Origin of the sequence: Sphingobium soli, assembly GCF_020782245.1 — a bacterium.
Taxonomy (GTDB): Bacteria; Pseudomonadota; Alphaproteobacteria; order Sphingomonadales; family Sphingomonadaceae; genus Sphingobium; species Sphingobium soli.
Window position 1 is genome coordinate 71,711 of sequence record NZ_JAJGNP010000011.1, and the last position, 25,615, is coordinate 97,325.

23 protein-coding genes and 1 pseudogene are annotated in these 25,615 nt (G+C 63.4%); 14 read left to right on the forward strand and 10 right to left on the reverse strand.

The features are described from left to right. Positions 1-2: 2 nt before the first annotated feature. Entirely contained in the window at positions 3-1,199 is a 1,197-nt protein-coding gene (locus LL253_RS13475; protein WP_228227503.1) for an efflux RND transporter periplasmic adaptor subunit, read from the reverse strand. A gap of 118 nt (positions 1,200-1,317) precedes the next feature. Here LL253_RS13475 and LL253_RS13480 point away from each other — a divergent pair, with 118 nt between their 5' ends. After that, complete coding sequence (locus LL253_RS13480) at positions 1,318-1,905, forward strand: TetR/AcrR family transcriptional regulator (protein ID WP_037542287.1); 588 nt, start codon at positions 1,318-1,320, stop codon at positions 1,903-1,905. Positions 1,906-1,911: 6 nt separating this feature from the next. Here LL253_RS13480 and LL253_RS13485 read toward each other — a convergent pair whose 3' ends face one another. From LL253_RS13485 to LL253_RS13500, 4 genes are all read right to left on the reverse strand, one after another. After that, the gene (locus tag LL253_RS13485; RefSeq protein WP_228227535.1) at positions 1,912-3,030 is read right to left on the reverse strand and encodes a glycosyltransferase family 4 protein; all 1,119 of its coding nucleotides are present in this window, start codon (positions 3,028-3,030) and stop codon (positions 1,912-1,914) included. A 103-nt stretch (positions 3,031-3,133) separates the two neighbouring features. Continuing rightward, positions 3,134-6,022 (reverse strand): M16 family metallopeptidase, encoded by a 2,889-nt coding sequence (locus LL253_RS13490; protein ID WP_228227504.1) that lies wholly within the window; start codon positions 6,020-6,022, stop codon positions 3,134-3,136. A gap of 95 nt (positions 6,023-6,117) precedes the next feature. Continuing rightward, positions 6,118-7,497 carry a DEAD/DEAH box helicase gene (locus LL253_RS13495; RefSeq protein ID WP_228222381.1) on the reverse strand — a complete coding sequence of 460 codons (1,380 nt, stop codon included), beginning with the start codon at positions 7,495-7,497 and terminating at the stop codon, positions 6,118-6,120. A 280-nt stretch (positions 7,498-7,777) separates the two neighbouring features. After that, entirely contained in the window at positions 7,778-8,248 is a 471-nt protein-coding gene (locus LL253_RS13500) for a pyridoxamine 5'-phosphate oxidase family protein (protein WP_228227505.1), read from the reverse strand. A 96-nt stretch (positions 8,249-8,344) separates the two neighbouring features. Here LL253_RS13500 and LL253_RS13505 point away from each other — a divergent pair, with 96 nt between their 5' ends. The 11 genes from LL253_RS13505 (at position 8,345) to LL253_RS13555 (ending at position 17,690) form a co-directional block, all read left to right on the forward strand. Further along, positions 8,345-8,920: a NifU family protein gene (locus LL253_RS13505; protein WP_228227536.1), complete on the forward strand. Its 576-nt coding sequence runs from the start codon at positions 8,345-8,347 to the stop codon at positions 8,918-8,920. An 86-nt stretch (positions 8,921-9,006) separates the two neighbouring features. After that, the gene (gene tsaB, locus LL253_RS13510) at positions 9,007-9,636 is read left to right on the forward strand and encodes a tRNA (adenosine(37)-N6)-threonylcarbamoyltransferase complex dimerization subunit type 1 TsaB (protein WP_228227506.1); all 630 of its coding nucleotides are present in this window, start codon (positions 9,007-9,009) and stop codon (positions 9,634-9,636) included. Then, the gene (locus LL253_RS13515; protein WP_009821871.1) at positions 9,633-10,112 is read left to right on the forward strand and encodes a GNAT family N-acetyltransferase; all 480 of its coding nucleotides are present in this window, start codon (positions 9,633-9,635) and stop codon (positions 10,110-10,112) included. Before tsaB ends, LL253_RS13515 begins: the two co-directional genes overlap by 4 nt. 113 nt (positions 10,113-10,225) lie before the next feature. Next, on the forward strand, positions 10,226-10,648 hold the full coding sequence (locus LL253_RS13520) for a MucR family transcriptional regulator (RefSeq protein WP_009821872.1): 423 nt from the start codon (positions 10,226-10,228) through the stop codon (positions 10,646-10,648). Between the two features lie 123 nt (positions 10,649-10,771). Next, a complete protein-coding gene (locus tag LL253_RS13525) occupies positions 10,772-11,194 on the forward strand; it encodes a Fur family transcriptional regulator (protein ID WP_009821873.1) in 423 nt (140 codons plus the stop codon). A gap of 4 nt (positions 11,195-11,198) precedes the next feature. After that, the gene (locus LL253_RS13530; protein ID WP_228227537.1) at positions 11,199-11,957 is read left to right on the forward strand and encodes a lysophospholipid acyltransferase family protein; all 759 of its coding nucleotides are present in this window, start codon (positions 11,199-11,201) and stop codon (positions 11,955-11,957) included. A 9-nt stretch (positions 11,958-11,966) separates the two neighbouring features. Then, positions 11,967-13,331, forward strand: a complete 1,365-nt coding sequence (gene miaB / locus LL253_RS13535) for a tRNA (N6-isopentenyl adenosine(37)-C2)-methylthiotransferase MiaB (RefSeq protein WP_228227507.1) — start codon at positions 11,967-11,969, stop codon at positions 13,329-13,331. 122 nt (positions 13,332-13,453) lie between these two features. Then, the gene (locus tag LL253_RS13540; protein WP_009821877.1) at positions 13,454-14,458 is read left to right on the forward strand and encodes a PhoH family protein; all 1,005 of its coding nucleotides are present in this window, start codon (positions 13,454-13,456) and stop codon (positions 14,456-14,458) included. A 141-nt stretch (positions 14,459-14,599) separates the two neighbouring features. Then, entirely contained in the window at positions 14,600-15,109 is a 510-nt protein-coding gene (gene ybeY / locus LL253_RS13545) for an rRNA maturation RNase YbeY (protein ID WP_228222377.1), read from the forward strand. Positions 15,110-15,179: 70 nt separating this feature from the next. Further along, complete coding sequence (locus LL253_RS13550; protein WP_228227508.1) at positions 15,180-16,115, forward strand: hemolysin family protein; 936 nt, start codon at positions 15,180-15,182, stop codon at positions 16,113-16,115. A gap of 135 nt (positions 16,116-16,250) precedes the next feature. Beyond that, positions 16,251-17,690, forward strand: coding sequence for a DUF2142 domain-containing protein (locus LL253_RS13555; protein ID WP_228227509.1), 1,440 nt, complete (start codon positions 16,251-16,253; stop codon positions 17,688-17,690). Between the two features lie 48 nt (positions 17,691-17,738). Here LL253_RS13555 and LL253_RS13560 read toward each other — a convergent pair. The 4 genes and pseudogenes from LL253_RS13560 to LL253_RS13575 form a co-directional block, all read right to left on the reverse strand. Then, a pseudogene (locus LL253_RS13560) lies at positions 17,739-18,323 on the reverse strand (phosphatase PAP2 family protein); the annotation flags it as partial. Further along, positions 18,280-19,677: a dihydrolipoyl dehydrogenase gene (gene lpdA / locus LL253_RS13565; RefSeq protein ID WP_228227510.1), complete on the reverse strand. Its 1,398-nt coding sequence runs from the start codon at positions 19,675-19,677 to the stop codon at positions 18,280-18,282. The pseudogene LL253_RS13560 and the gene lpdA, both read right to left, overlap by 44 nt. 12 nt (positions 19,678-19,689) lie before the next feature. Further along, positions 19,690-20,091, reverse strand: coding sequence for an acyl-CoA thioesterase (locus LL253_RS13570; RefSeq protein WP_009821884.1), 402 nt, complete (start codon positions 20,089-20,091; stop codon positions 19,690-19,692). Continuing rightward, complete coding sequence (locus LL253_RS13575; RefSeq protein ID WP_228227511.1) at positions 20,091-21,413, reverse strand: pyruvate dehydrogenase complex dihydrolipoamide acetyltransferase; 1,323 nt, start codon at positions 21,411-21,413, stop codon at positions 20,091-20,093. The genes LL253_RS13570 and LL253_RS13575 overlap by 1 nt, the downstream gene beginning before the upstream one ends. A gap of 184 nt (positions 21,414-21,597) precedes the next feature. Between LL253_RS13575 and LL253_RS13580 the strand changes: the two genes are divergently transcribed. Next, complete coding sequence (locus LL253_RS13580; RefSeq protein ID WP_009821886.1) at positions 21,598-22,053, forward strand: universal stress protein; 456 nt, start codon at positions 21,598-21,600, stop codon at positions 22,051-22,053. 85 nt (positions 22,054-22,138) lie between these two features. Here LL253_RS13580 and rnr read toward each other — a convergent pair whose 3' ends face one another. Next, positions 22,139-24,439 carry a ribonuclease R gene (rnr, locus tag LL253_RS13585; protein ID WP_228227512.1) on the reverse strand — a complete coding sequence of 767 codons (2,301 nt, stop codon included), beginning with the start codon at positions 24,437-24,439 and terminating at the stop codon, positions 22,139-22,141. 96 nt (positions 24,440-24,535) lie between these two features. Here rnr and LL253_RS13590 point away from each other — a divergent pair, with 96 nt between their 5' ends. Beyond that, positions 24,536-25,603: a PA0069 family radical SAM protein gene (locus LL253_RS13590; protein WP_228227513.1), complete on the forward strand. Its 1,068-nt coding sequence runs from the start codon at positions 24,536-24,538 to the stop codon at positions 25,601-25,603. Positions 25,604-25,615 lie beyond the last annotated feature (12 nt).

Consider the following 25,615-nt stretch of genomic DNA (forward strand, 5'->3'; position numbering starts at 1 on the left):
ATTTAGTTAGCCTCGCCCTGAACCGGCTGGTCGACCGCCTGGCCGGGACCGCGCTTCGCGCCCTGCTGCTGCGCCGTTATTTGCTGCGGCGCACCAGGGCGAACCACCGTTCCAGGCTTGAGATTGACCAGGCCTTCCACGATCAGCTTGTCGCCGGGCTTAAGCCCATTGGTGACGATCCATTTGTCTCCGACCGCACGATCAACCTCCACCTGACGCATTTCGACCTTGTTTCCCTTGCCCACGACCATCGCCGTGGCGCGCCCGCGGGCATCGCGGCTGATGCCCTGCTGCGGCGCCAGGATCGCTGAATTGCGCCGTCCTTCGACGAGGCGGGCACGGACATACATGCCAGGAAGCAGCAGTCCATCGGGATTGGGAAAGGTCGAACGCAACGTGACCGCCCCGGTGTCCGGGTCCACGGTCACTTCCGAAAACTGGAGACGGCCCTCTATCGGGTATGTGCTGCCGTTGGGCAAGATCAGTTGGATGCGCGCACCATCAGCCTCGCTCACGCCACCTTTCTTCATGGCTTGCTTCAGGTCGATGATCTCGGCCGCCGACTGGGTCACATCCACATAGACCGTGTCCAGCCGCTGGATCGTGGCGAGCGGGTCGGACTGACCGGTTTGCACCAGCGCACCCGCGGTAAAGAGCGAGCGCCCGATGCGGCCAGAGATGGGTGCGCGGATGCGCGTAAAATCCAGGTTGACCTGTGCCGCCTGTACCGCGCCGCGCTGCGCCGCAACATCGGCCCGCGCCTGCTGCGCGGTGGCCACCGCATTGTCATATTCCTGCCGGCTGACAGCATTGATGCCGACTAGGTCCTTATAGCGTTGCGCTTGCAAACTGGTCGATCCGATAGTCGCCTGCGCGCGCGCCAAAGCACCCTGTGCCTGTGCCAATGCCGCGCGATAGGGCGAATCTTCGATCTCGAACAAAACCTGGCCGGCGCGCACATAGCCGCCTTGCGAGAACAGGCTGCGGCGGATGACGCCATTGATCTGCGGGCGAACTTCGGCCGTTTCCAGCGCCGCCACACGGCCCGGCAGTTCATTGACCAAGGGGACAGATTGCGTGCTGACCGTCGTCACGCCGACCGCTGGCGGCGGGGGCGCGGGCGGTTGGCTTTCACCACAACCGCTTAACGTCAACGCCGACGCGCACGCCAGCAACCCGGTGAAAATCCCCTTTTGCATAGCCCGAATCCGTTTTTGCTTGATACCTGAGTACGGAATGAACGTTCATTCCGCTTGCTGCGCAGGTATGATCCTGCCACAGAAAGTTCAAGGCTCAAAAAGCCATTTGGGGGTAGAAGTGGTTGCAGTGCAGCATGAAGCGGACGGCAGGGCACGTATTCTGGCTGCGGCGCGCACGCTTTTTTCCGCCAACGGGTTTCATCAGACGTCCATGGCGCAATTGGCCAGCGCCGCTCAGGTGTCAGTCGGGCAAATCTATCGCCTGTTCAAGGGCAAGGAAGAAGTGATCGAAGCGCTGGTGCGGATCGACTCCGATGCATGGACTGCGCAGATGACCATATTGCGATCCCGGCTGGATGCGCATGAACTCTCTGCCGAACAAGCGTTCGAGGCCATGCTGCTCCATAGTACCGATGAAAAGGAAGAAGCGCTCTTGTTTGAAATCATGGCCGAGGCGTTTCGTAACGAGGCTGTGGGCAAGATGATCGGACAGTTGTGCATCGGATTTCGCGTTGTTCTGCGCGACTTTGCCTGCGTGGCAAATCCTGACCTGTCAGGAGAAGCGCTCGATGCAGCTGAAGAATTGTTGCTGGCATGCATGTTTGGCCTTGGCCATCGCACCCTGTCGCGTCCCAAGCTGCCAGCGGCCAGTACGGCGCGTCGGGCGGCGGAGACGATCGTCGCGGGGTTGAAGGCGATACACTAACGCCGCTCAGCGCAAACGACGGTAAACCTCTACGGTTTCCCGCGCGCACCTGTCCCAGCTATAGCGACCGGCGACCTCCAGCCCCTTGGCGATAGCGTGCCGTCGCCAGCTGTCATCCTCAAGCGCCCGCTCCAAGGCCCGCGAAAATCCCGCAATATCCTCCGGCTCGACCAGCATCGCCGCGCCGCCAGTGACTTCAGGCAGGCATGACGCGTTCGATACGACGACTGGCACGCCGCTGGCCATGGCCTCAACTGGCGGAAGGCCGAACCCTTCATAGACGGATGGATAAACGAACAGCGACGCGCCGGCATAGAGCAGCGGCAAATCTTCCTCCGGCACGAAGCCCAGATAACGCACCCACCCCTCGCGCGCCCCTTTTTCCATCAAGTCGCGAACGGCATCGCTCAGCCAGCCCGATCCTCCCGTCACCATAAGTGGCCAGCGGCTACGGACGGCGGCTGGCAGGTTTCGCCAGGCATGCAGCAATTGCGTGATGCGCTTACGCGGCTCGACGGTCGAAACACACAGCGCATAACCCTGCGGCGTCAGATCGTAGCGCGCCAGCGCAGCAGCGGTCGCATCGGCACCGCGCGGCTGAAACACCGGGCTCGCCGCCAGCGGGACGGCCGTGATCCGCGCCAGATCGAACCCCAGGAAATCAGCCACTTCCTGACGCGTCGTCTCACTATCGGTGATGATATGCGCCGCACGATCCACCGACAGGCGAAAGTAACGTTCGAACTGAGCCAGACGCTCGGCCGGGTGCGTTTCGGCGTAGCGGAACACCGACAGGTCATGCACGGTAATGACCCCGCCCTCCCCGGCCGGTGGCAGGAAATAATTGGGCCCGTGGAACAGATGACTGCGCATCGTTGCGGCCTGTTTCAGGCGCACGGCCCATTGGTTGCGCTTGCGCAGCCATCGCAACGGCTTGTTGCCCCACAAGGGTTGCCGGCCATCCGTCAGCAACAGGCCGGGATCAGTGATCCACTGGCCGTTGCGATAAAAGCGGACGCTCTCGACATCCTCGATCAACGGCAAGCGCTGGGCCAGTTCCCAGCTATATCGACCGATGCCGGAAAGCCGCGGCTCCAGCGCCTCTACCGACAGGATGACCCGCACGCTCAACCCCGTCCGCCCTTCATTGCCCTGCCCTTCGCTCCCGGAGCCGTCGCCTAGTCGTCCAACACCGGCTGGAGCAAGCGGAAAAGCCCGTCACCGCCGTCTATTTGGCGGATACGCCTTCGGGCAGCACGATCACCGACCAGCTTTTGGCAGGCACCAGATATTTGACGGCCAGCGCCTGCAACTGCGCTGGCGTGACGCTCAGCATATCCTTGCCCATATTCTGCATTGCCTGAACATAGCGGGGATCATGCGTCGCCCCTTCCATCTGGTTCATCCAGAAAGCGTTGCCAGTGCTTGCGCGCATCAGCAATTGCTGCATCGGCGCAACCGCGCGCTGGAGTTCATCGGCGCTGACGGGATTGGCCGCCAGATCGGCCGCCGTCGCCTTCACCGCGTCGTAGAAATAGCTGATACGGTCCGGCCGCACCTGGCTGGTAACCAGGATATATCCGCCGCTTTCATAGGAAAATGGCCAGTTATTCTGGACGCTGGGCGAATAGGCCGCACCCTCGGTCGACCGTAGCTTGTCGAAAAGGCGGTCGTTGAAAATCTGGGTCAATATCTCCAGCTGGCGGCCCTGCTGTTGCAAATCGAAGCCGCCCGCCGTTGGCCACGCCATGACGGCGGCGGCCTGATCCTTGTCGCCTTCATGGCGCAGGACCACCGGCTTTTCGACATGGGCGGGAAAGCGCATCGCCTTGTTAGCGGACGGAACCGGCGTATCGCCGCGCGATGGCAAGGCGCCGAAGGTAGCGGCAACCGCCTTGATGGCGTCTTCGGCATCGACATGACCGAACAGCTGAACCTCGATCGGGCCCGAAGCAAGGATCGGCGCCCATGTTGCGCGGAACGCTTCGGGCGTCAGCGCTTCGATTTCGGCGCGGGACGGCGTGCGGAACCGCACATCCTTGTCATGCAGCAACCAATTGAGATCGCGTCCAAGCACCGAATCGGGCGCACGGGACATAGCGTCATAGGCAACCATGGCCCCCGTCTTGACCCGCGCGATCGGCGCGGGGTCCCAACCGGGTTCCCCAAGCTTGGCAGCAAACAGCCGCAACTGATCCTTATAGTCGGCCGGCCGCGTCACGGCCTGCATTTCGAAGGCGTCGTCGTCAGTTTCGAAATTCATCCCCATGCGTCGGCCGATCATCAGCTCGTCCAGTTCGCGCTGGCCCAGCTTGCCAATGCCGCTTGCCATCAGCGCATAGCCGCCGGCCCAGCTCGGCACGGGTTTCACCGGCGAAAAGGCCTGCTGACCATGACCGAAACGGACATTGATCCGGACCTTTTCCGGTTCGGCGTCATTGGCGAACAGAACCAGCTTGACGCCATTGGAGAAAGTGATCGTCTCCATGCCGGGCAAGCCCACCTGGCTGCGCGACACCACCGTGCCCGGCGCGCCGAGATTGGGCAGGTCATCCATCGTTACCGGCTTGTCCGACAGCCGCGCATTGGTCGCGGCCTTGACCGGGGCGGCAAGCGCGGCCGCCAGTCGTTCGTCCTGCCCCGGCTCGACCTTGCTTGTCACCAGCATTGCCCGGAACACCCCGGCGGAAAACAGCCGCTGCGTTGAATCGAGAATCTTTTGAGGGGTCATGGCGGGCTTGCCCGCGCGGAATATCTCGACAGCGGCCTGCGGGCTGACCGTCGTCTCACGAATATCGACCGCGCTCACCAGGTCGGTCGCCTGCTTGGCCCCGGCTTCAGTCGGCGCATTTTCGACCTGTATGGCGAGCGCGGTATCCATCTGCGCATATTCGCGATCGATTTCCGCCTGGCTGGGCGGCGCTGCCTTTGCGTCCTCAATGATGGCCCGCACGTCGCGCAGCGCCTTTTGCCAGTCGTCATTGCTGGGTATGATCGACACGAAGGTGCCGTCGGCGGATCGGCTGACGTCCTGCTGCTCGACGCTCGCCTGAAGGAAACTCCCCCCGCTCCGCGCCGCCTGTTCCAGCCGCCGGCTGACGATCTGCAACGCCAGCATGTCGGTCAGCTTGTCCTGATTATAGACGATCGTGTCGGCATGCGGGGTCCAGGGTCGCAGCCACGCCATGGTCAGGCTGACCGGCACGCCCGGTTCCACGAAGACGCGCGTCGCCGGCGCCTTCGGGTCAGGTGCGCCGAAATCAGGGATCGCCGCCCCCTTTCCAGGCGCAGTCCAGTTACCGAAATTATCCTTGATCAACTGTTCGGCAATGGCCGGATCAATGTCCCCGGAAATTGCGATCACCGTGTTTTCAGGGCGATACCAACGCTGGTGGAACGCCTCCATCTTCGCCGCGGTCGCGGCTTTCAGCGTGTCGACCGTGCCGATCGGCGCATGTTCGGCCAGTGGCTGTCCGGCGAAGAAATGCAATCGATTGGCATCCGAGATGCGGCTTTGTGGGCCGTCGCTCTCTCGCTTTTCCGCCAGCACGACCGCCCGTTCGGCATCGACCGAACCGGCGTTGATATTGGGTTCGGCCATCATCCCGGCCAATATCTTCATGCTTTCGGTCAAGCTGGCCTGCGTCGCCTGGGGCAGGTCGAGCGCATAGGTCGTGCCGGTGGGCGTTGTCTGGGCGTTGCTGTCGCTGCCGAAGGTGACGCCCAGACGTTGCCAGATACGCTTGGATTCGCCATCCGGCACATGGCGCGACCCACGCATGGTGAGATGCTCCATATAATGAGCATATCCCTGCTCATCCGCGCGCTCCATGAGCGATCCGACGTCCATCCGCAGGCGGATCGAAACCTGTCCCGGCGGAACGCCATTGCGCCGCACCGCATAGCGCAGCCCGTTGGAAAGCGTACCGAACCGCCATGCAGCATCGATCGGCACGTCGCTATTTTCATAGAGCCAGGGGCGGACCTGCGCCTTGCTCGCCCCCTGATCGACCGGTGTTGCGGTCTGCTGCGGCTGGGCCAGCGTCTGCGGCGCGCCGGCCAGCAACAGGGACAGGATGAGGAGCGAAGCGGCCGAACGGCGGGGGGAAAAACGCATAGGCGGTAAAGCCTAGCGGCTTTTTCCTGAACCACCACTGACAAAATAAGGAAAGGGAGGCGACTGAGCGCCGCCTCCCTTTCTTTCATTGCTGTTTAGCGCGCGCCAGTCCGCTGCACCGCGCCCTTGTGCGCGCCCACCGCGCCACGCCGGCGCCGACGGAAAGGCTTCTTGGCCCCCGTGCCGTCGCCATCGCCACGATGCGCCTTGTCGGGGGTGCCGCGCTGCGCCTTCTGCTGGTCCTGATAGCGGCGCTGCCCTTCGGCGCGCTTGGCCTGTTGCGACGGGCTCTGGCTGGGACCTTTGCGCTGCGGCGCGGGCTTGGGCAGGTTACGGACGGCTTCCAGGAAATTTTCCGGCAGCGGTGCAACGTCCAGCTTCACGCGCGTCGCCCGCTCGATCGCCTTGAGATAGGGCCGCTCATCATCGGCCACAAAGCTGATCGCCACGCCTTCCGCGCCCGCGCGCGCCGTACGGCCGATCCGGTGAACATATTGTTCGGGCACGTTGGGGATTTCGAAATTGATGACATGGCTGACGCCCGACACGTCGATGCCGCGTGCGGCAATATCGGTCGCCACCAGCAGCTTGACCTTGCCCTGGCGGAACGCCTGCAGAGCGGTGGTGCGCTGGCCTTGGCTCTTATTGCCATGGATGGCGAAGGCGTCGATGCCTGCCCCTTCCAAAAAGCGAACCACGCGGTCTGCGCCATGCTTGGTCCGCGTGAAAATGAGCGCGCGATCAATGTCTTCGGTTTCGAGCACGATGTGCAGCAACGCCTGCTTTTCCGCCTGATTGACGAATGTCGCCTGCTGACGCACGCGCTCTGCCGTCGTCGATTGCGGCGCGACGCTGACCTTGACCGGATCGTTCAGGAACTGACCGGCCAGCGCCTCGATCTCCTTCGGCATGGTGGCCGAGAAAAACAGGTTCTGCCGATCGGTCGGCAGCAGCTTGGCGACGCGTTTCAACGGGTGGATGAAGCCCATGTCCATCATCTGGTCCGCTTCATCGAGGACAAAGATTTCCGTGTCTTTGATGGTGAAGCACCGTTGGTCGATCAGGTCGAGCAGGCGGCCCGGCGTCGCCACGACGATATCCACGCCCTGGCTCAGCGCCTTGATCTGCCGGTTGATCGGCACGCCGCCGAACACCGTTTCGACGCTCAGCTTGAGGAACCGGCCATAGTCGCGAAAGCTCTGCGCAATCTGCGCGGCAAGTTCACGGGTCGGCGACAGCACCAGCATCCGGCAACCGCGCAGCGGCGTCGGCTTGGGGTTGCGCGCGAAATAATCGAGGCTGGGCAGCGCGAAGGCCGCCGTCTTTCCGGTGCCGGTCTGTGCGATGCCGCACAGGTCGTGGCCTTGCAGCAGCACCGGGATCGCCTTTTGCTGGATGGGGGTGGGCGCGGTGTATTTCTTGGCGGAAAGCGCCTTCAGAATCGGCTCTGACAAGCCCAGATCGGTAAATTCCATGATAGTCTCACATGTCGGCCAGCGCCGACCGTCCGTGACTGTCACAGAGAGGGCGCGAGGCGGGTTATGAAACGACCCGCGTGAAAAGGGAAGCCTCAAGCTTGGCGCAGGCTGGTCATTGGCCGGTCCCTTCCCGCTCCATAAGCGTCGGGGACGATCACGCTGCCAATCGCTATGGGCCTGTGAGAGCCGGTTGCCGCGCCGCAGCGCATATGCCTGCAACGCGCGCAAAAAGCAAGCGGCCACCAACCAGGCAGCCGCTCACCACAAGATCAGGTGTTCAAAGAGAGACTTCGGCGTGCTTGCCCTTCATCTCTGAACGCACGTCGCCACCGAACATCATCTTGAACACGCCCTTCAGGGACATTTCTGCTTCCCAGATCTCAGCGGTGTTAAGGTCGAACCGCAGCATCAGAAGACTGGGATCATTCCGACCCTGCGGATACCAGGCCTCTACCTGCTTGGACCAGTAACGATCAATCACGGCCGGGTCTGTCTCTGGGGTCAGCGTGCCATCGATACATGCGAACAGGTCATGATCCTTCGACGCATATTGCGCCATGGCCGGGCCGCCCGGCGCCAGCCGATTGTCCTTGGACGTGTAAAACCAGAAGGCATGATTGGCTTCCGGGTCCAATTGCGCGGTCATCGGCAGATTATGGTCCCGCGAACCCTGCAGGCCGACCATCAGAAACGGGCTTTCCGTCAGTTGCTTCCAGAAACGTTCGCGGATTTCGGTCTCGGTGCTCATCGTCGCATCTCCTTCATATTTGCTACACTCAATCAACGGTCGCGGGCGAAGTTCCGACGGGTTGATCTTGCCGCAGCAAATCGCCACATGCGCACCATGCTGATCGAGACCGAACCGACGCCCAATCCGGCGACCGTCAAATTCATCCCCGGCCGCGTGGTCATGGGCGCTGGCACCCGCGATTTCGCATCCCCTGAAGAGGCCGAGGCATCGCCGCTTGCCAGTGCGCTCTTCACCTTGGGAGACGTTACCGGCGTTTTCTTCGGCGGCGACTTCATTTCCGCGACCATCGGCGAAGGGTCTGACTGGCGCGACGTGAAGCCCGAAGTGCTTTCCATCCTGCTCGAACATTTCTCCGCGAACATGCCTTTGTTCGTGGCCGGATCGGCAGGCGAAATTCATGTTCCGGCCGACGACGACGCCTTTGCCGAAAACCCCGAAGATGCCGAGATCGTGGATCAGATCCGCGAACTGATCGACACCCGCGTCCGCCCTGCCGTCGCCAATGATGGTGGCGACATCATCTATCGCGGGTTCGACAAGGGCACGGTTTACCTCAAGATGCAGGGCGCCTGCGCTGGTTGCCCATCGTCGTCGGCGACGCTCAAGAACGGCATCGAGCAACTGCTCAAACATTATGTTCCCGAAGTGACGGAAGTGCGCGCGGTCTGATGCCGCAAGGCCATTTGGCAAATCGCCCCGGATCGACTAACCGCTAGGCGAGTCCGCATCTGGCGGATGCTGAACGGGAGTATTCCTTGCGCCTGCTGGTGATCGACACTGCGACACAGGCTTTGTCCGTGGCGCTGCTGGAGGACGGCACGCCTGTCGGGCGATTTCACGAGATTGTCGGTCGCGGCCATGCCGAGGCGCTTCTGCCGGCTATCGCTGCCTTGCCCGACGGAGGACGCGCCGATGCGATCGCCGTCGATGTAGGGCCGGGCAGCTTTACCGGCGTGCGGATCGGTATCGCCGCCGCCCGTGCCCTGGCTCTGGCCTGGGGCGTCCCGCTTCACGGTTTCAGCGCGCCCTCGATCATTGCGGCCCAGGCGGCGCTCAGCGATCATCAGGGCGGCCCCATTGTGGTCACCATCACCGGCGGGCACGGCGAACTATTCTGGCAATGCTTCGATGCCGATGGCCGCACCCAGCATGGCCCCATCCGTTCGACCCTGATTTCGGACCTGGCGCGACAGATTGAAACGCCCTTTATCTACGGCACCGGCGCTGAGACGCTGGTCACGGAACGCGGTGCCGGCACAGCGGTCACCCTCTATCCCGACGCCAGCGCATGGCCGCTGATCGCGGCGCTGCCAGGCCTGCCGCCCTCCCCCATTTATGGCCGTGGCGCAGACGCGAAGACGATTGCGGAGCGCGCCCTGCCATGATGCCCGGCCTCTCCCTTGACCTGCACGAAGGCGCGGATCGCAACGCGATGGCCGACACCATGGACGTCATGACTGCGGCCTTCGACCCCGTTTTTGGCGAAGCCTGGACCTTGCCGCAATTGGCGGGGGTGATGATCATGCCTGGCACCTGGCTTACGGTTGCGCGGCTCGACGCCTCGCCGCTCGGCTTCGCCCTGGTGCGGTCCGTTTTGGATGAATGCGAATTGCTGTTGCTGGCGGTCGCGCCGCTCTGGCGCGGGCGCGGTATCGGGGAAACATTGCTGCGGGACAGTTTACGCACGGCGCGTCGGCGAGGCATCACATCGATGAATCTTGAAGTACGCGCGACGAATAACGCCATTCAACTCTATGAGAAAATTGGGTTCGAATATGTGCATCGCCGCCCGGGTTATTATCGCGGCAGTGATGGTCAATTATATGACGCCTTAAGTTTTCGCATCGATATGGGCATTTGAAGCAATTGATGGTTGCGCAAACCCCATGTGAAGATTAGGCGACGCAATACCGCTCCTGAAAACATTCCGTCGGGCGGGTCGCATCACTGTATAAATTGGCAGGAAACAGGACCATGGAAACCGAATCCGCGCAGAACGAACTGCTTATCACCTTGACCTCTGACATTGTTGCCGCGCACGTCTCCAACAATAGCGTTGCGGTTTCGGATGTGTCGTCGCTGATCCAGAATGTTCACGCCGCCCTGTCCGCGCTCAACCAGCCGGTCGAAGCGCCCGAGGTCCGCCCCGAACCCGCCGTGTCCATCCGCGCGTCGATCAAGCCCGACTATATCGTCTGCCTTGAAGACGGTAAGAAGCTCAAGATGCTCAAGCGTCACCTGATGACCCATTATCAGATGACGCCGGAAGATTACCGCGCCAAGTGGAACCTGCCCGCCGACTATCCGATGGTTGCGCCCAACTACGCCGAACAGCGCCGCAATCTGGCAAAGAAGATCGGCCTTGGCACCAAGCGTCGCCGCACCCGCGGCAAGTAATCACACCGCGCCAGCGCGACTTTCCCGGAAAGGGGTGCATCGGCCGATGCGCCCCTTTCCCGCATGGGTAAAAGGCGCTAGGCTATGCCCGACTTTTCGCCTGAATCCAGTAAGCGAGCCTGCATGAACCGCAAAATTGACGTCGAAGCCCTGTGTCATGAAAAGGGGCTGCGCATCACAGAGCAGCGCCGGGTGATTGCCCAGGTGCTCAGTGACGCGTCCGATCATCCCGATGTCGAGGAATTGCACAAACGCTCCGCCACTATCGATCCGGGCATTTCCATCGCCACCGTGTATCGCACTGTGCGCCTGTTCGAAGAAGCCGGCATCCTGGAACGCCATGATTTCGGCGACGGTCGCGCCCGCTACGAAGCTGCGCCGGAATCGCATCATGACCATTTGATCGACGTCGAAACCGGCAACGTCATCGAATTTGTCGACCCGGAACTGGAACAGTTGCAAAAGCAGATCGCCGAAAAGCTGGGTTTCCGGCTGGTCGATCACCGTATGGAGTTGTACGGCGTCGCGCTCGACCGCAAGAACTGACAGGATCGCGCCCCTGCGCTGCGCTGGCCGCCTTTTCCTGCTGGCCAGTGCCCTGCTGCTATGCCTCATCCCTCATCTCGGCTGGCGCCTGGCCGGTCGGCGCTCGCCTTGGCCCTCCCGGTTTCTGGGGCTCGCGGCGCGCGCGATCGGCGCGCGGATATCTCTCGACGGTCAACCGGCCGGCGGCGACATTTTCCTGCTCGCCAACCATGTCAGCTGGATCGACATTCTTGCGCTGGGCGGGGCCACCGGCACGGCCTTCGTGTCGAAAGATGGCGTCGCACGATGGCCCGTCGTCGGCTGGCTGGCGGCGCAGAACAACACGGTCTTCGTTTCGCGCGAACGCCGCGGCGGCCTGTCGGGGCAGATGGACGCGCTCCGATCGGCCTTGATGGGGCATCAGCCGGTCACGCTCTTTCCCGAAGGCACGACCGGCGACGGCACCACGCTCCTGCCGTTCAAGCCCACCCTGTTGGCCGTATTGCTACCGCCGCCGCGCCCTGTGATGATCCAGCCGGTGCACATCGACTATGGTGCAGCCGCCTCGGACATCGCCTGGATCGGTGACGAACCCGCGGTCGACAACGTCCTGCGAATTCTGCGACGCAAGGGCCGATTGCCGATGACGATCCGCTTTCTCGCGCCCTTCGATCCGGCCAAATGCGCGGATCGCAAGGCGATCGCCGCGCTGGCGCGAGACCGGATCGCTGCCAGCATCGCCGCGCATCACCACTCTTCCGCTCCCCCCTTGCCGCCTGTATAGCTGGACCGCATGAATCGTAACGACGCCCCCCGAAATCCTGCGACGACCGCGCCCACGACATTTCACGTCAAATCCTTCGGTTGCCAGATGAACGTCTATGATGGCGAGCGCATGGCCGAAATGCTGGGCACGCAGGGCATGACCCCGGCTGCCGAGGGCACGGACGCCGACCTCGTCATCCTCAACACCTGCCACATTCGTGAAAAGGCGGTGGACAAGGTGTATTCCGACATCGGCCGCCTGACCCGCGACGATGGCAGCCGTCCGATGATCGCCGTCGCCGGCTGCGTCGCACAGGCCGAAGGCAGCGAGATCCAGCGCCGGGCGCGCAATGTCGACATCGTGGTGGGGCCACAGGCCTATCATCGCCTGCCCGATCTGATCGACAAGGTCGGTCGGGGCGAAGCGGCGGTCGATACCGACATGCCAGCGGCCTCCAAATTCGGCGCGCTCCCGGCGCGCACCAAGCAGGCGCGCCCCACCGCCTTCCTTACCATCATGGAAGGGTGCGACAAATTCTGCACCTATTGCGTGGTCCCCTACACACGCGGCGCCGAGATCAGCCGCAGTTGGAGCGCGATCGTCGATGAAGCCAAGACGCTGGTCGATGGCGGCGCGCGGGAAATCACCCTTCTTGGCCAGAATGTGAACGCCTGGACCGGGGAGGATGACAAGGGCCGGGCGCAGGGCATGGACGGACTGGTCCGTGAACTGGCGAAAATCCCTGACCTGCGCCGCATCCGCTATACGACCAGCCATCCCAATGACATGAGCGATGGCCTGATCGCGGCGCATGGCGACATCGACAAGCTCATGCCGTTCCTGCATCTCCCGGTGCAGGCGGGCAATGACCGCATCCTAAAAGCGATGAACCGCAGCCACAGCGCCGACAGCTATCTGCGCATCATCGAACGGGTGCGGCAGGCGCGCCCCGACATCGCCATTTCGGGCGACTTCATCGTCGGCTTCCCCGGCGAAACGGATGCCGAATTCGAAGATACGCTGCGCATCGTCGAACAGGTGCGCTACGCCCAATGCTACAGCTTCAAATATAGCCCCCGCCCCGGAACGCCAGCCGCCGACATGGATCACCAGATACCGGCAGCGGTCATGGACGAACGGCTTTCGCGGCTTCAGGCCTTGCTCAATCGTCAGCAGGCCGAATTCAACGCCGCGACCGTAGGGCGCACCACGCAAATCCTGCTGGAGCGCAAGGGTCGGCACCCCGGCCAGCTCATTGGCAAATCGCCCTGGCTCCAGTCGGTCGTCGTGACCGCGCCCGAGCTGTCGATCGGCGATCTGGTCACCGTCGATATCATCAGCGCCGGACCCAATAGCTTGGCTGGCGAAACCTTGAGGAGGAAGGCCGCTTGATCCATCGCACCGTCGTTCCCGCAAGGACGGGGACCCATCTCCGGGCCGTTCCGCTAGACGCTTGGTTTGGAAGATGGATGCCCGTCTTTGCGGGTGTGACCGTGCAAGGGAGAGGTTGACCTATGTCGAAAAAGCCGCATCACAGTCCGCGCCCCGACATCGCCGAGCGCGCCCGTCTGGAAGTCACTTTCGATAAACCGCATCTGCTGGGCGCGCTGTTCGGGCAATATGACCAGAATCTGGTCGCCATCGAAAACCGCCTGGGTGTCTATATCGCCGCGCGCGGCAACAAGCTCCAGATCGAGGGTGAGGCCGAAGCCGCCGCCCGCGCCCGCGACGTCATGACCGGCCTCTACAACCGGATTGTCGCCGGGCAGGAAATCGATTCCGGCGCAGTGGAGGCGGTGATCGCCATGTCCGCCGAACCGACGCTCGACGGCATCATCCGCCATGACGTCGCCGAACCGCCCAAGGTGATGATCCGCACCCGCAAGAAGACGATCGTGCCACGATCAGCGACGCAGGTCACCTATATGGAGGCGCTGACCCGCAACGACATCATCTTCGCCCTCGGCCCGGCAGGCACCGGCAAGACCTATCTCGCGGTCGCGCAGGCAGTCAGCCAGCTCATCACCGGCAGCGTGGATCGCCTCATCCTCTCCCGCCCGGCGGTGGAAGCGGGCGAGCGGCTGGGCTTCCTGCCCGGCGACATGAAGGACAAGGTCGATCCCTATCTGCGCCCCATCTACGACGCGCTCTATGACACGCTGCCGGCCGAACAGGTCGAACGGCGCATCGCGAGCGGCGAGATCGAGATCGCGCCGCTCGCCTTCATGCGCGGGCGCACCTTGGCCAACGCGTTCATCGTGCTCGACGAGGCGCAGAACACAACCATCGCCCAGATGAAGATGTTCCTGACCCGCTTTGGCGAGGGCAGCCGCATGGTCATCTGCGGCGATCCCAAGCAGGTCGACTTGCCGCAACCCGGCATCTCTGGCCTCGCCGACGCGGTGGCCCGCCTGCATGGCGTGGAAAGCATCGCCATGGTGCCATTCGGCATCGGCGACGTGGTGCGGCACCCGGTCGTCGGCCGCATCGTCCAGGCATATGAGGGGCCGGATGCTTGATCTGATCCCTACACCGGTCGCCCGGATTGAGGGACTGAGCGTGTCGACAGCTGTGTATCGAAGGGCAGGCGCGCACTACATCCTTCGATACGCCGCTTCGGCAAGCTCAGCGGCTACTCAGGACGAACGGACATATAACTCATGATCGACGTCGCCCTCCTCCACGAAACCGGCTGGCCCGACGCGGACTGGCAATCCCTCGCCGACCGCGCCGTCACCGCCGCGATCGCGCACAGCCCCTATGCCGGCTTCGCAGCAGCACCCACACATTATGAAATCGCGGTGAAGCTGACCTCCGACGAGGAAGTGCATGGCCTCAATCGCGCCTATCGCGACAAGGACAAGCCGACCAACGTCCTGTCCTTTCCGATGGTGCAGGACGATCTGCTTCAGGCGACGGCCAACACCGACGATGGCGAGGTGCTGCTGGGCGACATCGTCCTGGCCGAAGGCGTCTGTGTCCAGGAAGCCGCCGACAAGGGCATCAGCATCTTGGATCATGCCACGCATCTTATCGTCCACGGCACTTTTCATTTGCTGGGATATGACCATATGGACGACGCAGAAGCCGAAGCGATGGAAGCGCTGGAAATCGCCGCGCTGGCGTCGCTGGGCCTGGCTGACCCCTATGGGGACCGCAACGATATTTGATGAGGCGTTTTTCCTGCAAGGTCGCTAAGGCCGATCGCGAAACGCTTCGAACAGGGGACTAGGACGACCGATGGCTGAAGGCAGCCCCAAGGATGGCAACGCTTCCAAGGAAGCGGACAGTAGTAACGAGGGCGGCTTATGGAGCGGCATCAAGTCGCTGCTGTTCGGCGAGAATGCAGAAACCAGCCTGCGCAAGGAACTGGAGGAAGCGCTCGACGAATATGATGAGGAAGATGAAGAAGATCATCCGCCGGTAAAGGGCGATCTGTCCGCCATCGAACGGCAGATGCTGCGCAACCTGCTGCACTTTTCCGAACATACGGTCGATGATGTCGCCGTGCCCCGCGCCGACATCGTGGCGATCGAAGAGACGGCAAGCTTCGCAGACCTCGCGGCGCTCTTTGCCGAAGCTGGCCACAGCCGCATCCCTGTATACCGGGAAAATCTCGACACGATCGTGGGCATGATCCACATTCGCGACGCCTTTGCCATCCTGGCCGGCAAAGCGCCGGCGCCCGACACGCTTGCGCCCCTGATCCGTCAGCCGCTCTATGTGCCTGAAAGCATGGGCGCATTGGACCTGCTTGCGGAAATGCGCGCCAAGCGCACTCATCTCGCCATCGTGCTTGACGAATATTCCGGCACCGAAGGGCTGCTGACGTTCGAGGATCTGGTCGAGGAAATCGTTGGCGACGTCGAGGACGAGCATGACGACGCGCCCGAAGCGATGCTGGTGCCGCTGGACGATGGCCTGTGGGACGCTGATGCCCGCGCTGAACTCGACGATGTCGCCGAAGAAATTGATGCCCGCCTTGGCGATGTGGAGGAAGATGTCGATACGCTGGGCGGCCTGGCCTTCGTGCTCGCCGGCCGCGTGCCCGAGATGGGCGAGATTTTGGACCATCCCGAAAGCGGCTGGAAGCTGGAAATCACCGCCAGCGACAGCCGGCGCGTGACGCGCCTGCGTCTGCATCCCCCCGTGGCGCTGGAGCCGGAAGCGGAATGACGACGCCGCCCTATGTAACGCGCCGTTGAAAATCTGGCCACATTGCGAGACAGTCGCGAAATATTAAGCCGTCGCGGCTAAATTTTGCCGATGCGGAACGAACGACAGCGATTTTCTGGCCTGGAACGCGCGGACATGCTGTTCTCCGCGCCATGGAGCCGGTCGGAAAAGCTGTTGCTTGCCCTCCTGTGCCTGCTCACGCTCTTCTTCTGCCTCGTGACGCCCCCCTTCCAGGCGCCGGACGAAAATCAACATTATATGAAGGCGTTGGCGGTCAGGCAGGGGGATGTGCTGACGCAGCAGCGTGGTCCGGCGATCGGCACGACATTGCCACGTGCCGCGCTGGACATCCATCGCATCGACTTTCCCACCGACGTGCCCGCCACGGTGCGGGTGTTCGACGCGGATCAATTGCGACGGAGCGCCGCCGCCGACGCGGGTCGCACCGGGACTGACTTTGCCGATTTCCCCAATGTCGCCAGCTATGCGCCCACACTCTATGTGCCAGGGGCCGTGGGTCTGGCGGCGGCCAAGGGGCTGGGCCTGTCGTCGCTTGGCACCTTCTATGTCGGACGCCTCGTCAACGCGCTGACCGGCCTCGCCCTGCTGATCGCCGCGCTGCAACTGCTACCTTTCGGCCGTAATGCGCTGCTCGTCACCGCCTTGCTGCCGACCTTCGCCTACCAGACGGGCTCGCTTTCTCCCGATGCCGTCATCAACGGCCTTGGCTTTGTGGGGCTGGCGCTTGCCCTGCGGATCGGGTTCATGGGCTCGGCACCGGCTCGCTCGGTCGGACTGCTCCTCACCGGACCGTTGCTGGCCCTGTGCAAGGGCGTCTATCTGCCGCTCATGGCCGCAGGCCTTCGCTGGCCGACGCGACGCGATCCCCGCCAGTGGCTGATCCTCGGCGCGATGGCGCTGGGCTCGATCGCCTTCCTGGGCTGGATGCACTATTCCGGTGGCAGCCAGGCGCTTTACCATATCCAGTCGCGCAAAACCGGCGAGACGATGATGACCGCGCCACTGCGCGATCAGCTTGCCATGATTCTCGCCTCCCCGGTTAATTATGTCCATATCCTCGTCACCAGCGTCATTGAACGCGCGCCGGTCTATGCGCTTCAGATTGTCGGGCGGTTCGGCTGGAACGCGATCCTACTGCCCCTGCTCGCCTATCCGCTCGCCGCGCTGATGCTTGCTGCCGGGGTGTCGACGGGCTCGGGCGCGCGCTTTGGCCTGGGGCAGCGTATCTGGTGGCTTGCTGTCGCCCTCGGTGTCGCGCTGCTCATAGAAACCGCTATGTATCTGACTGGCACGCCGCTCGGCGCGGATTATATCCAGGGTACGCAGGGGCGCTACTTCCTGCCGGTGCTGCCGCTGGTGCTGATTGCGCTGTCACCGGCACGCGCTGTCATCGGCGCGCATAGGCTGCTCATCTGGACGGCGATCCCCTTATCGCTGATCGCCGCGAGCAGCGCCTTCGACAGTTTCTGGGTCCACGGCTTCATTACCAGCGATGGAATGCCTCCGCACGGCAGCATTGCGCGCGCGCTGCTGCTTCCCTCCCCGCGCTGGTAGCCAGATCGCGCAGAAAGCCAGCCAGCCCAGCCCCTCAATCCAGCCGGCCAGTACGTCGCTGGGCCAATGGACCCCCAGCCAGACGCGGCTGACCCCGATCAGCAGGATTGCGACCGCCGCGCTCCAATAGGCGCCACGCCGCCCGAAGAGCATCGCCAGCGCGCCGAAAAACATCATGTTCCCCGCCGAATGGCCGCTTGGAAAGCTGTATGTGTGGACGATATCGAGATGCGGCAGCAAGTCCGGGCGCGGCGCGGCAAAGGCCTGTTTCAACGCCAGGTTGAGCAGCGTCCCGACCGCCATCATGCCCGCCAGCCACATCGCGGATCGCCGATAGCCAGCCCAGATGAGTGGCGCCAGCACCAACGCCAGCAGCGTGATGCGCCCCAGCGTGCCACCGATGGCAGACGCCAGCCGCATCACCATCGTCACCGTGCCGCCCGGCCCGGTGTCCCGCCCTTCGCCCGCCAGCGTCATCAGCCCGACATTGATTTCGTCCAGCCATCCGAAACGCTGCGCGAACGCGATCAGCAACACGCAAAAAAGCGCGAGAGCCAAAGCTCCCGCGCCTTTTGTCACTGATCGCCGGTCAGATATGAAGCGCGCGCCCATAGGCCGCGAGCACGCTTTCATGCATCGATTCCGAAATGGTCGGATGCGGGAACACCGTGTGCATCAGTTCCGCCTCGGTCGTTTCCAGCGTCTTGCCGATGGTGTAGCCCTGGATCATCTCGGTCACTTCCGCGCCGATCATGTGGGCGCCCAGCAATTCGCCGGTCTTGGCGTCGAACACCGTCTTGGTGAAGCCTTCCGCTTCGCCCAGCGCGATCGCCTTGCCATTGCCGATGAAGGGGAACATGCCGACCTTCACTTCATAACCCGCTTCCTTCGCCTTGGCTTCGGTCAGGCCGACGCTGGCGATTTGCGGATGGCAATAGGTGCAGCCGGGAATATTACGCGCGTCCATGGCATGGGGGTGTTTGCCCGCAATAGCTTCGGCGGCAATCACGCCCTCATGGCTCGCCTTGTGCGCCAGCCACGGCGGCGCGGTGATATCGCCGATCGCCCACAGCCCCTCGACATTGGTGCGGCACATCTCGTCGGTCTTGAGGAAACCGCGATCGTCCACATCGACGCCCAGTTCCTTAAGGCCGATGTCGGCAGTGTTGGGAACGATGCCGATGGCGACAATCATGTGGCTGAACTCGGCGGCGCTTTCCTTCCCGGCCTTGTCCTTCAGCTTGGCCGACACGCCCTTGTCCGTCACCTTTATGTCACTGACGCCTGCGCCGGTCATGATGGTCATGCCCTGCTTTTTGAGCGCCTTTTCCAGGAATGCCGAAACGTCGGCATCCTCGACCGGGACGATGCGGTCCATCATTTCGACGACCGTCACGTCCGCGCCCATGTCGTTATAGAAGCTGGCAAACTCGATGCCGATCGCGCCCGATCCGATGACCAGCAGCTTGGTCGGCATTTCGGGCGGGGTCATCGCATGGCGGTAGGTCCAAACCCGCTTGCCGTCGGCCGGCGTGCCCGGCAGGTCGCGCGCGCGCGCGCCAGTCGCCAGGATGATGTTCTTGGCCGTCAGTTCCTCGGTCTTGCCGTCCTTGGTTACGGACAGCTTGCCCTTACCCGTCAGCTTGCCATCGCCCATGTGCACGGCGATCTTGTTCTTCTTCATCAGGTGCGTCACGCCCTGATTAAGCTGTTTGGCCACCCCGCGCGAACGCTTGACGACCGCCGCGATGTCGGCGCTGATCTTTTCCGCCGCCAGACCATAGTCACCGGCATGCTGCATATAGTGGAAGATTTCCGCCGACCGCAGCAATGCCTTGGTTGGGATGCACCCCCAGTTGAGGCAGATGCCGCCCAGATTTTCGCGCTCCACGATCGCGACTTTCAAGCCCAGCTGTGCAGCGCGGATCGCGGCGACATAGCCGCCGGGGCCGGAGCCCAGAACGATGAGATCGTAATTCTCAGCCATGATGTCTTCTCTCTATTCTGCCGGAAGCGGCGGCACGGAACGGGGCTGGCGATCTTCGCCGATCGCCACGAAGGTGAAGGTCGCGCGGGTTACGCGGTAACTGCGGTCGTCATGGCGGGTTCGGCGCCATGCTTCCACGTCAATCTTCATGGACGTGCGCCCAACGGATTTCAGGGTTGCGAAGACCGAAACCTCATCACCCACGACCACCGGCCGCAGGAATGTCATCCCTTCCACCGCGATGGTGACGGCGCGTCCATGACTATGGCGCGCCGCGACCGACCCGGCGGCCGAGTCCATCAGGCTCATCAGCCAACCACCGAAAATATCCCCATAGGGATTGGTATCGGCGGGCATGGCAATGATCCGCACAGCCGGACTAGCCTCGGGCGGCTGTTCGTCGGGATGCCCCATCAGGCAAGCAGGCCCATCGGATTTTCGATCAGTTCCTTGAACACCTGCATCAGGCGCGCGCCATCGGCGCCGTCGATGGCGCGGTGATCGAAGCTGCCTGTGGCCGACATCACCGTCGCGATCTGAACGGCGTCATCGACGATATAGGGCCGCTTTTCACCCGCGCCGATCGCCATGATCATGGCCTGCGGCGGGTTGATGACCGCCTCGAACTGCTTGATGCCGAACATGCCCATGTTGGACAGCGAAGCCGTGCCGCCCTGATATTCCTCTGGCTTCAGCTTCCCGTCCTTGGCGCGTGCCGCCAAATCCTTCATCGCGGTCGAAATGGCGGCGACGCCCTTGCCGTCCGCCTGCGTGATGATGGGCGTGATCAGGCCGCCGGGGATCGACACCGCGACCGAAATGTCGGCGCGCTTGAATTGCAGCATCTGGTCGCCGGCAAACTGCACATTGCATTCGGGCACCTGCATCAGCGCGACGCCCAAGGCCTTGATCAGCAGGTCGTTGACCGACAGTTTCACCTTGCGGCTTTCCAGACCCGCATTCAGCTCCGCGCGCAGCTTGAGCAGCTTGTCGAGCTGGATGTCCACCGTCAGGTAGATGTGCGGCACCTGCTGCTTGGATTCGGTCAGGCGGCGCGCGATCGTCTTGCGCATGCCGCTGAGCTTGATGACCTCATGCGGGATGCCGAAGTCCTGCGCAGCGGGCGCAGCGGGCGCAGCGGCCGGCGCGGCGGCCGCGGTAGTCGGCGCAGCCGTGGCGGACGAAGCGGCGGGCGCAGGCGTATCGCCCGGCTTGGCCGCGTCGATGTCCGCCTTGATGATACGGCCGTTGGTGCCGCTGCCCTTGACGCTGGCCAGGTCGATGCCCTTCGCTTCGGCCAGGCGGCGCGCCAGCGGGCTCGCCTTGATGCGATCGCCCGAAGCGGTTGCTGCGGCAGGTTCCGGCTTTTCGGAAGGCGCCTCGGCCTTAGGCGCCGGGGCATCCTCCGCCGTTTTGGGCGCTTCATCCGTCGAAGCCACTGCCTTGGGGGCGGGTGCGTCGGATGAACCGCTTGCGGCATCGGCGACATCTTCGCCTTCTTCGGCGATGATCGCGATCACGGTGCCCACCTTCACGCCCTCGCTGCCTTCCGACACCAGGATCTTGGCGATGACGCCCTCGTCCACGGCTTCGAACTCCATCGTCGCCTTGTCGGTTTCGATCTCCGCCAGCAGGTCGCCCGACGACACGCTGTCGCCTTCCTTCACCAGCCACTTGGCCAGCGTGCCTTCCTCCATCGTCGGCGAAAGGGCGGGCATCTGGATTTTCTTGCTCATGTGCGGGGCCTCTTCTTCATTATCCGGCGGTCGCCATTTGTGGCCGTGTTTCCACCCATTCGCCGGATCGGTCAAGCAGCGGGTTGCAGAGCCGGCATTTATCACCCACATTTCACCGGACTGGTTCGTTGAGATCGGATTACCGACCTTTGCGGCCAGAAGTTCAAAGCGGGGCGCTGAAATTATGCGGACATATCTGGTTGTTGTGGACGAATCGCCGGAGGCGGAAACCGCCTTGCGCTTCGCCGCCCGACGTGCGGCCAAGACTGGCGGCGCGGTACGCATCCTGGCGCTGATCCCGCCGGCCGAATTCGTGCAGTGGGGCGGCGTTCAGGCGACGATGGAGGATGAAGCGCTGCAACGCGCCGAAGCGCTGGTGACCAGTGCGGCCGGCACGCTCAGCGACGAATCCGGCATCCGTCCCAGCATCACCGTGCGTCAGGGCGACGCCGTCGCCGTCGTCCGCAAGACGCTGGAGGAAATGGAGGATGTCGCCGCCCTGGTCCTGGGCGCTGCGGCCACGGGCAACCCCGGCAAGCTCGTCAGCCATTTCGCTGGCGCCGACGCGGGCAAGCTGCCCTGCCCTATCATGGTCATTCCAGGTGGCCTGGATGGTGAGGCGATCGACCGGCTGAGCTAATTCCAAAATCCGGTCATTTCGAGCGTGCCGAGAAACGGAAGCGCCGCGCCATCGGCATCTCGCCTCCGCTCGAAGCGGGCGCGAGTCAGTTTCGGTGTCTGCCCCGCTTGCCGCCGATATGGCGGATATTGGCGGGGCGTCCCCGCTTGATGCCGGGTCGCGTGCGATCCCGCTTCGTTGGCGCGCCGCGCGGCGCGGGACTGTCGGGCAGTTCGAAGCGCAAGGATCCATTGATCGGGTCCGCGTCCGCCAGCCGCAACTCCAGCCTCTGCCCCACCGTATAGCGGTCGCCGCTCTCTACCCCCTGCAAGGCGCGACCAGCCTCGTCATAAAAGAAATGCTCGGTCCCCATGGTCGACACTGGCACCAGCCCGTCGCCGCCCAGCCCTTCCACCGTGGCAAAAAAGCCGAAATTCTGCACGCCGGTGATCCGCGCGGGCATCACCTCGCCCACATGCGCCGCCAGATAGGCCGCGACATAGCGGTCGATCGTCTCTCGCTCCGCCTCCATCGCGCGCCGCTCATGGCCCGAAATCATTTCGCCCACGCGCCCCATATTCTCATAATCGTCCTGGCTGAGCGACGAACGATCCGGAACGTCCCTGCCCTTGGGCGCGGGCAGGTCCAACCCATAGGCGCCCACCAGCGCGCGATGCACCAGCAAATCCGCATAGCGCCGAATGGGCGAGGTGAAATGCGCATAGCTGCCCAGCGCCAGGCCGAAATGCCCCATATTCTGCGGCGCATAATAGGCCTGCGTCTGGCTGCGCAGGATCATCTCCATGATCTGCGGCTTCTCCTCCGCCTCGCCGATTTTCGCGATCAACTGGTTGAAGGTGGAGGGCTTCACCACCTGCCCCAGCGCGAAGCCGATGTCGAAGGTCGCCAGATAATCCTTCAGCGCCACCAGCTTGTCGCGGCTCGGCGGTTCATGCACCCGGTACATAACCGGCGCCTTCTTCTGTTCCAGCGCCTTGGCCGCCGCGACATTGGCGGCGATCATATAATCCTCGATCAGCATATGCGCGTCGAGCCGCTCGCGCACCGCAACGCTCACGATCTTGCCCGCCTCGTCCAGCACCACTCGCCGTTCGGGCAGATCCAGCGCCAGCGGATCGCGCGCCTTGCGCGCCTTTTGCAACAATTCCCAGCAGGCCCAGAGCGGTTTCAAGGCTGGCTCCAGCAGCGCTCTGTCCTTTGTCCCGTCGATCGCCGCCTGCGCATCCTCATAGGCCAGCACCGCCGCCACCCGGATCACCGCGCGCGTAAAGCGCCATGCCGTCACCTTGCCCTGCGCATTGATCGTCAGATGGCACGCCATAGCCGCCCGGTCCTCGCCCGCGCGCAGCGAGCACATATCGGATGACAATTGATGCGGCAGCATCGGCACGACCAGATCGGGGAAATAGACGCTGTTGCCCCGTTTGCGTGCTTCCTTGTCCAGCGCGCTGCCGGGGCGGACATAATAGCTGACGTCCGCAATCGCCACGATCGCCTTATATCCCCCCGGATTGCCCTCGTCCTCGTCGGGCGCGGCCCAGACTGCATCGTCATGGTCGCGCGCATCGACCGGGTCGATCGCCACGATCGGAAGGTGCCGCAGATCCTCGCGCTTGTCCTCATGCAGGGGTAGCGCCGCGACGGTCAGCGCATCGTCCTCGACCCGGTCGGGAAAGACGTGGGGAATGCCATGTTTGTGAATGGCGATCAGGCTGAAGCTGCGCGGCGCAAAGGGATCGCCCAGAATTTCCGTCACCCGCGCCGAAATGCGCGGCGGCCGGCCATGCGGCTCGGCCAGCACCAGGTCGCCGGGCCGGGCTTCGCCTGGGTCGCTGATCGGCGTGTCCTTGCGGATGCGCTTGTCGACGGGGCGCAACCACAGCTTGCCGTCGGCCATCTCCTCGACCACGCCCAGCAATTCCTCGCTCGCTTTCGCCAGCTTCTTCATCGGGTGCGCGATCCAGCCGCGCCCGGCCTCCTCCGTGCGCGCCAAGATGCGGTCGCCGATGGTGAGCGCCCCGCGTTTACCCCGCTCGACGATACGCAACCGGGGCGCAGGCTGTCCCTCCGCGTCCCATTTTTCCGGCGTCGCGATCAGGGTCGTGTCGTCCACATCGACGATGCGCAGCACCGTCACCTTGGGCACGCCGCCCATCTTGTGAAAGGCGCGCGCCGGACCAATGTCGATCAATCCTTCATCGGCCATGTCCTTGAGCAGCGCTTTGAGCGCAATTTTCTCCTGCCCCTTGAGGCCAAAGGCCTTGGCGATCTCCCGCTTGCCCGCGGGCGTATCGGCTTCGGCGATGAAATCCATCACCTGCTGACGGGTGGGCAGGCCGGCAGGGCGGACCTTGGCGGGTTTCTTCTGTTTCTGGTTGGAAGCCATCTTCCCGCTATAGGGACGCCCGCCCCCGCGCGCCAGTGCCGCCACCGACGCGGGCAGCCGCTTGCGAATGTTCTCTTATTGTTCTACCTTCCCGCCATGGCGATCGAAAAGGGCAGAGGCGCGACATTGAATGGCGAAAGCCGCCGTTTCGCCCTGCCCCAACGTCAGGCCGATGGCGATTGGCTCGACATGGCGGAGGCGATCGACGGGGCGCAACCGCGCCTGCGTACCCAGGTCGCGGTCGAACATCCCCGCACGATCATCGCCCGCAACAGCTCGCCCGACATCGCCTTCTCGCAATCGATCAACGCCTATCGCGGCTGCGAACATGGCTGCATCTATTGTTTCGCGCGGCCGACCCATGCCTATCTCGATCTCTCGCCGGGGCTGGATTTCGAAAGTCGGCTCTTCGCCAAGCCCGATGCCGCCGCCCTGCTGCGCAAGGAATTGGGGAAGCGCGGCTATATCGTCAGCCCCATCGCCATGGGCACCAATACCGATCCCTATCAGCCGATCGAGAAGGATTGGCGCATCACGCGGCAGGTGCTGGAAGTGCTTGCCGAAACCCGCCATCCCACCTTCATCACCACCAAGTCCGACCGCATCCTGCAAGACATCGACCTGCTCGCCGATCTGGCGCGCGACAATCTGGTCGCGGTGATGATTTCGGTCACGACGCTCGATCCCAGGGTCGCTCGCACGCTGGAGCCGCGCGCGGCCCATCCCGAAAAGCGCCTCGCCGCCATTGCCCGGCTGGCGGAGGCGGGCGTGCCGGTGTCCGCCAATATGTCGCCAATCATTCCGGCAATCAACGACCATGAAATCGAAAAGGTCGTTGCCCGCGTCGCCGCCGCCGGCGCGCGCGACGTCAGCTATATCCTCGTGCGCCTGCCCCACGAAGTCGCCCCCCTCTTCCGCGCGTGGCTGGACGAACATCACCCGGACCGCGCGGGCAAAGTCATGACCATCATCCGCGACCTGCGCGGCGGCCGCGACAATGATCCCAATTTCGGCAGCCGGATGAAGGGGCAAGGCGTCTGGGCCGACCTCATCCGCACGCGGTTTATCAAGGCCAGGCGCAAGGCAGGACTGGGCAGCGAGAAACTGGCGCTGCGCACCGATCTGTTCCGCCCGCCCGAAGGCGCGCAGATGCGATTGTTCTGATGGCAGGCGAGA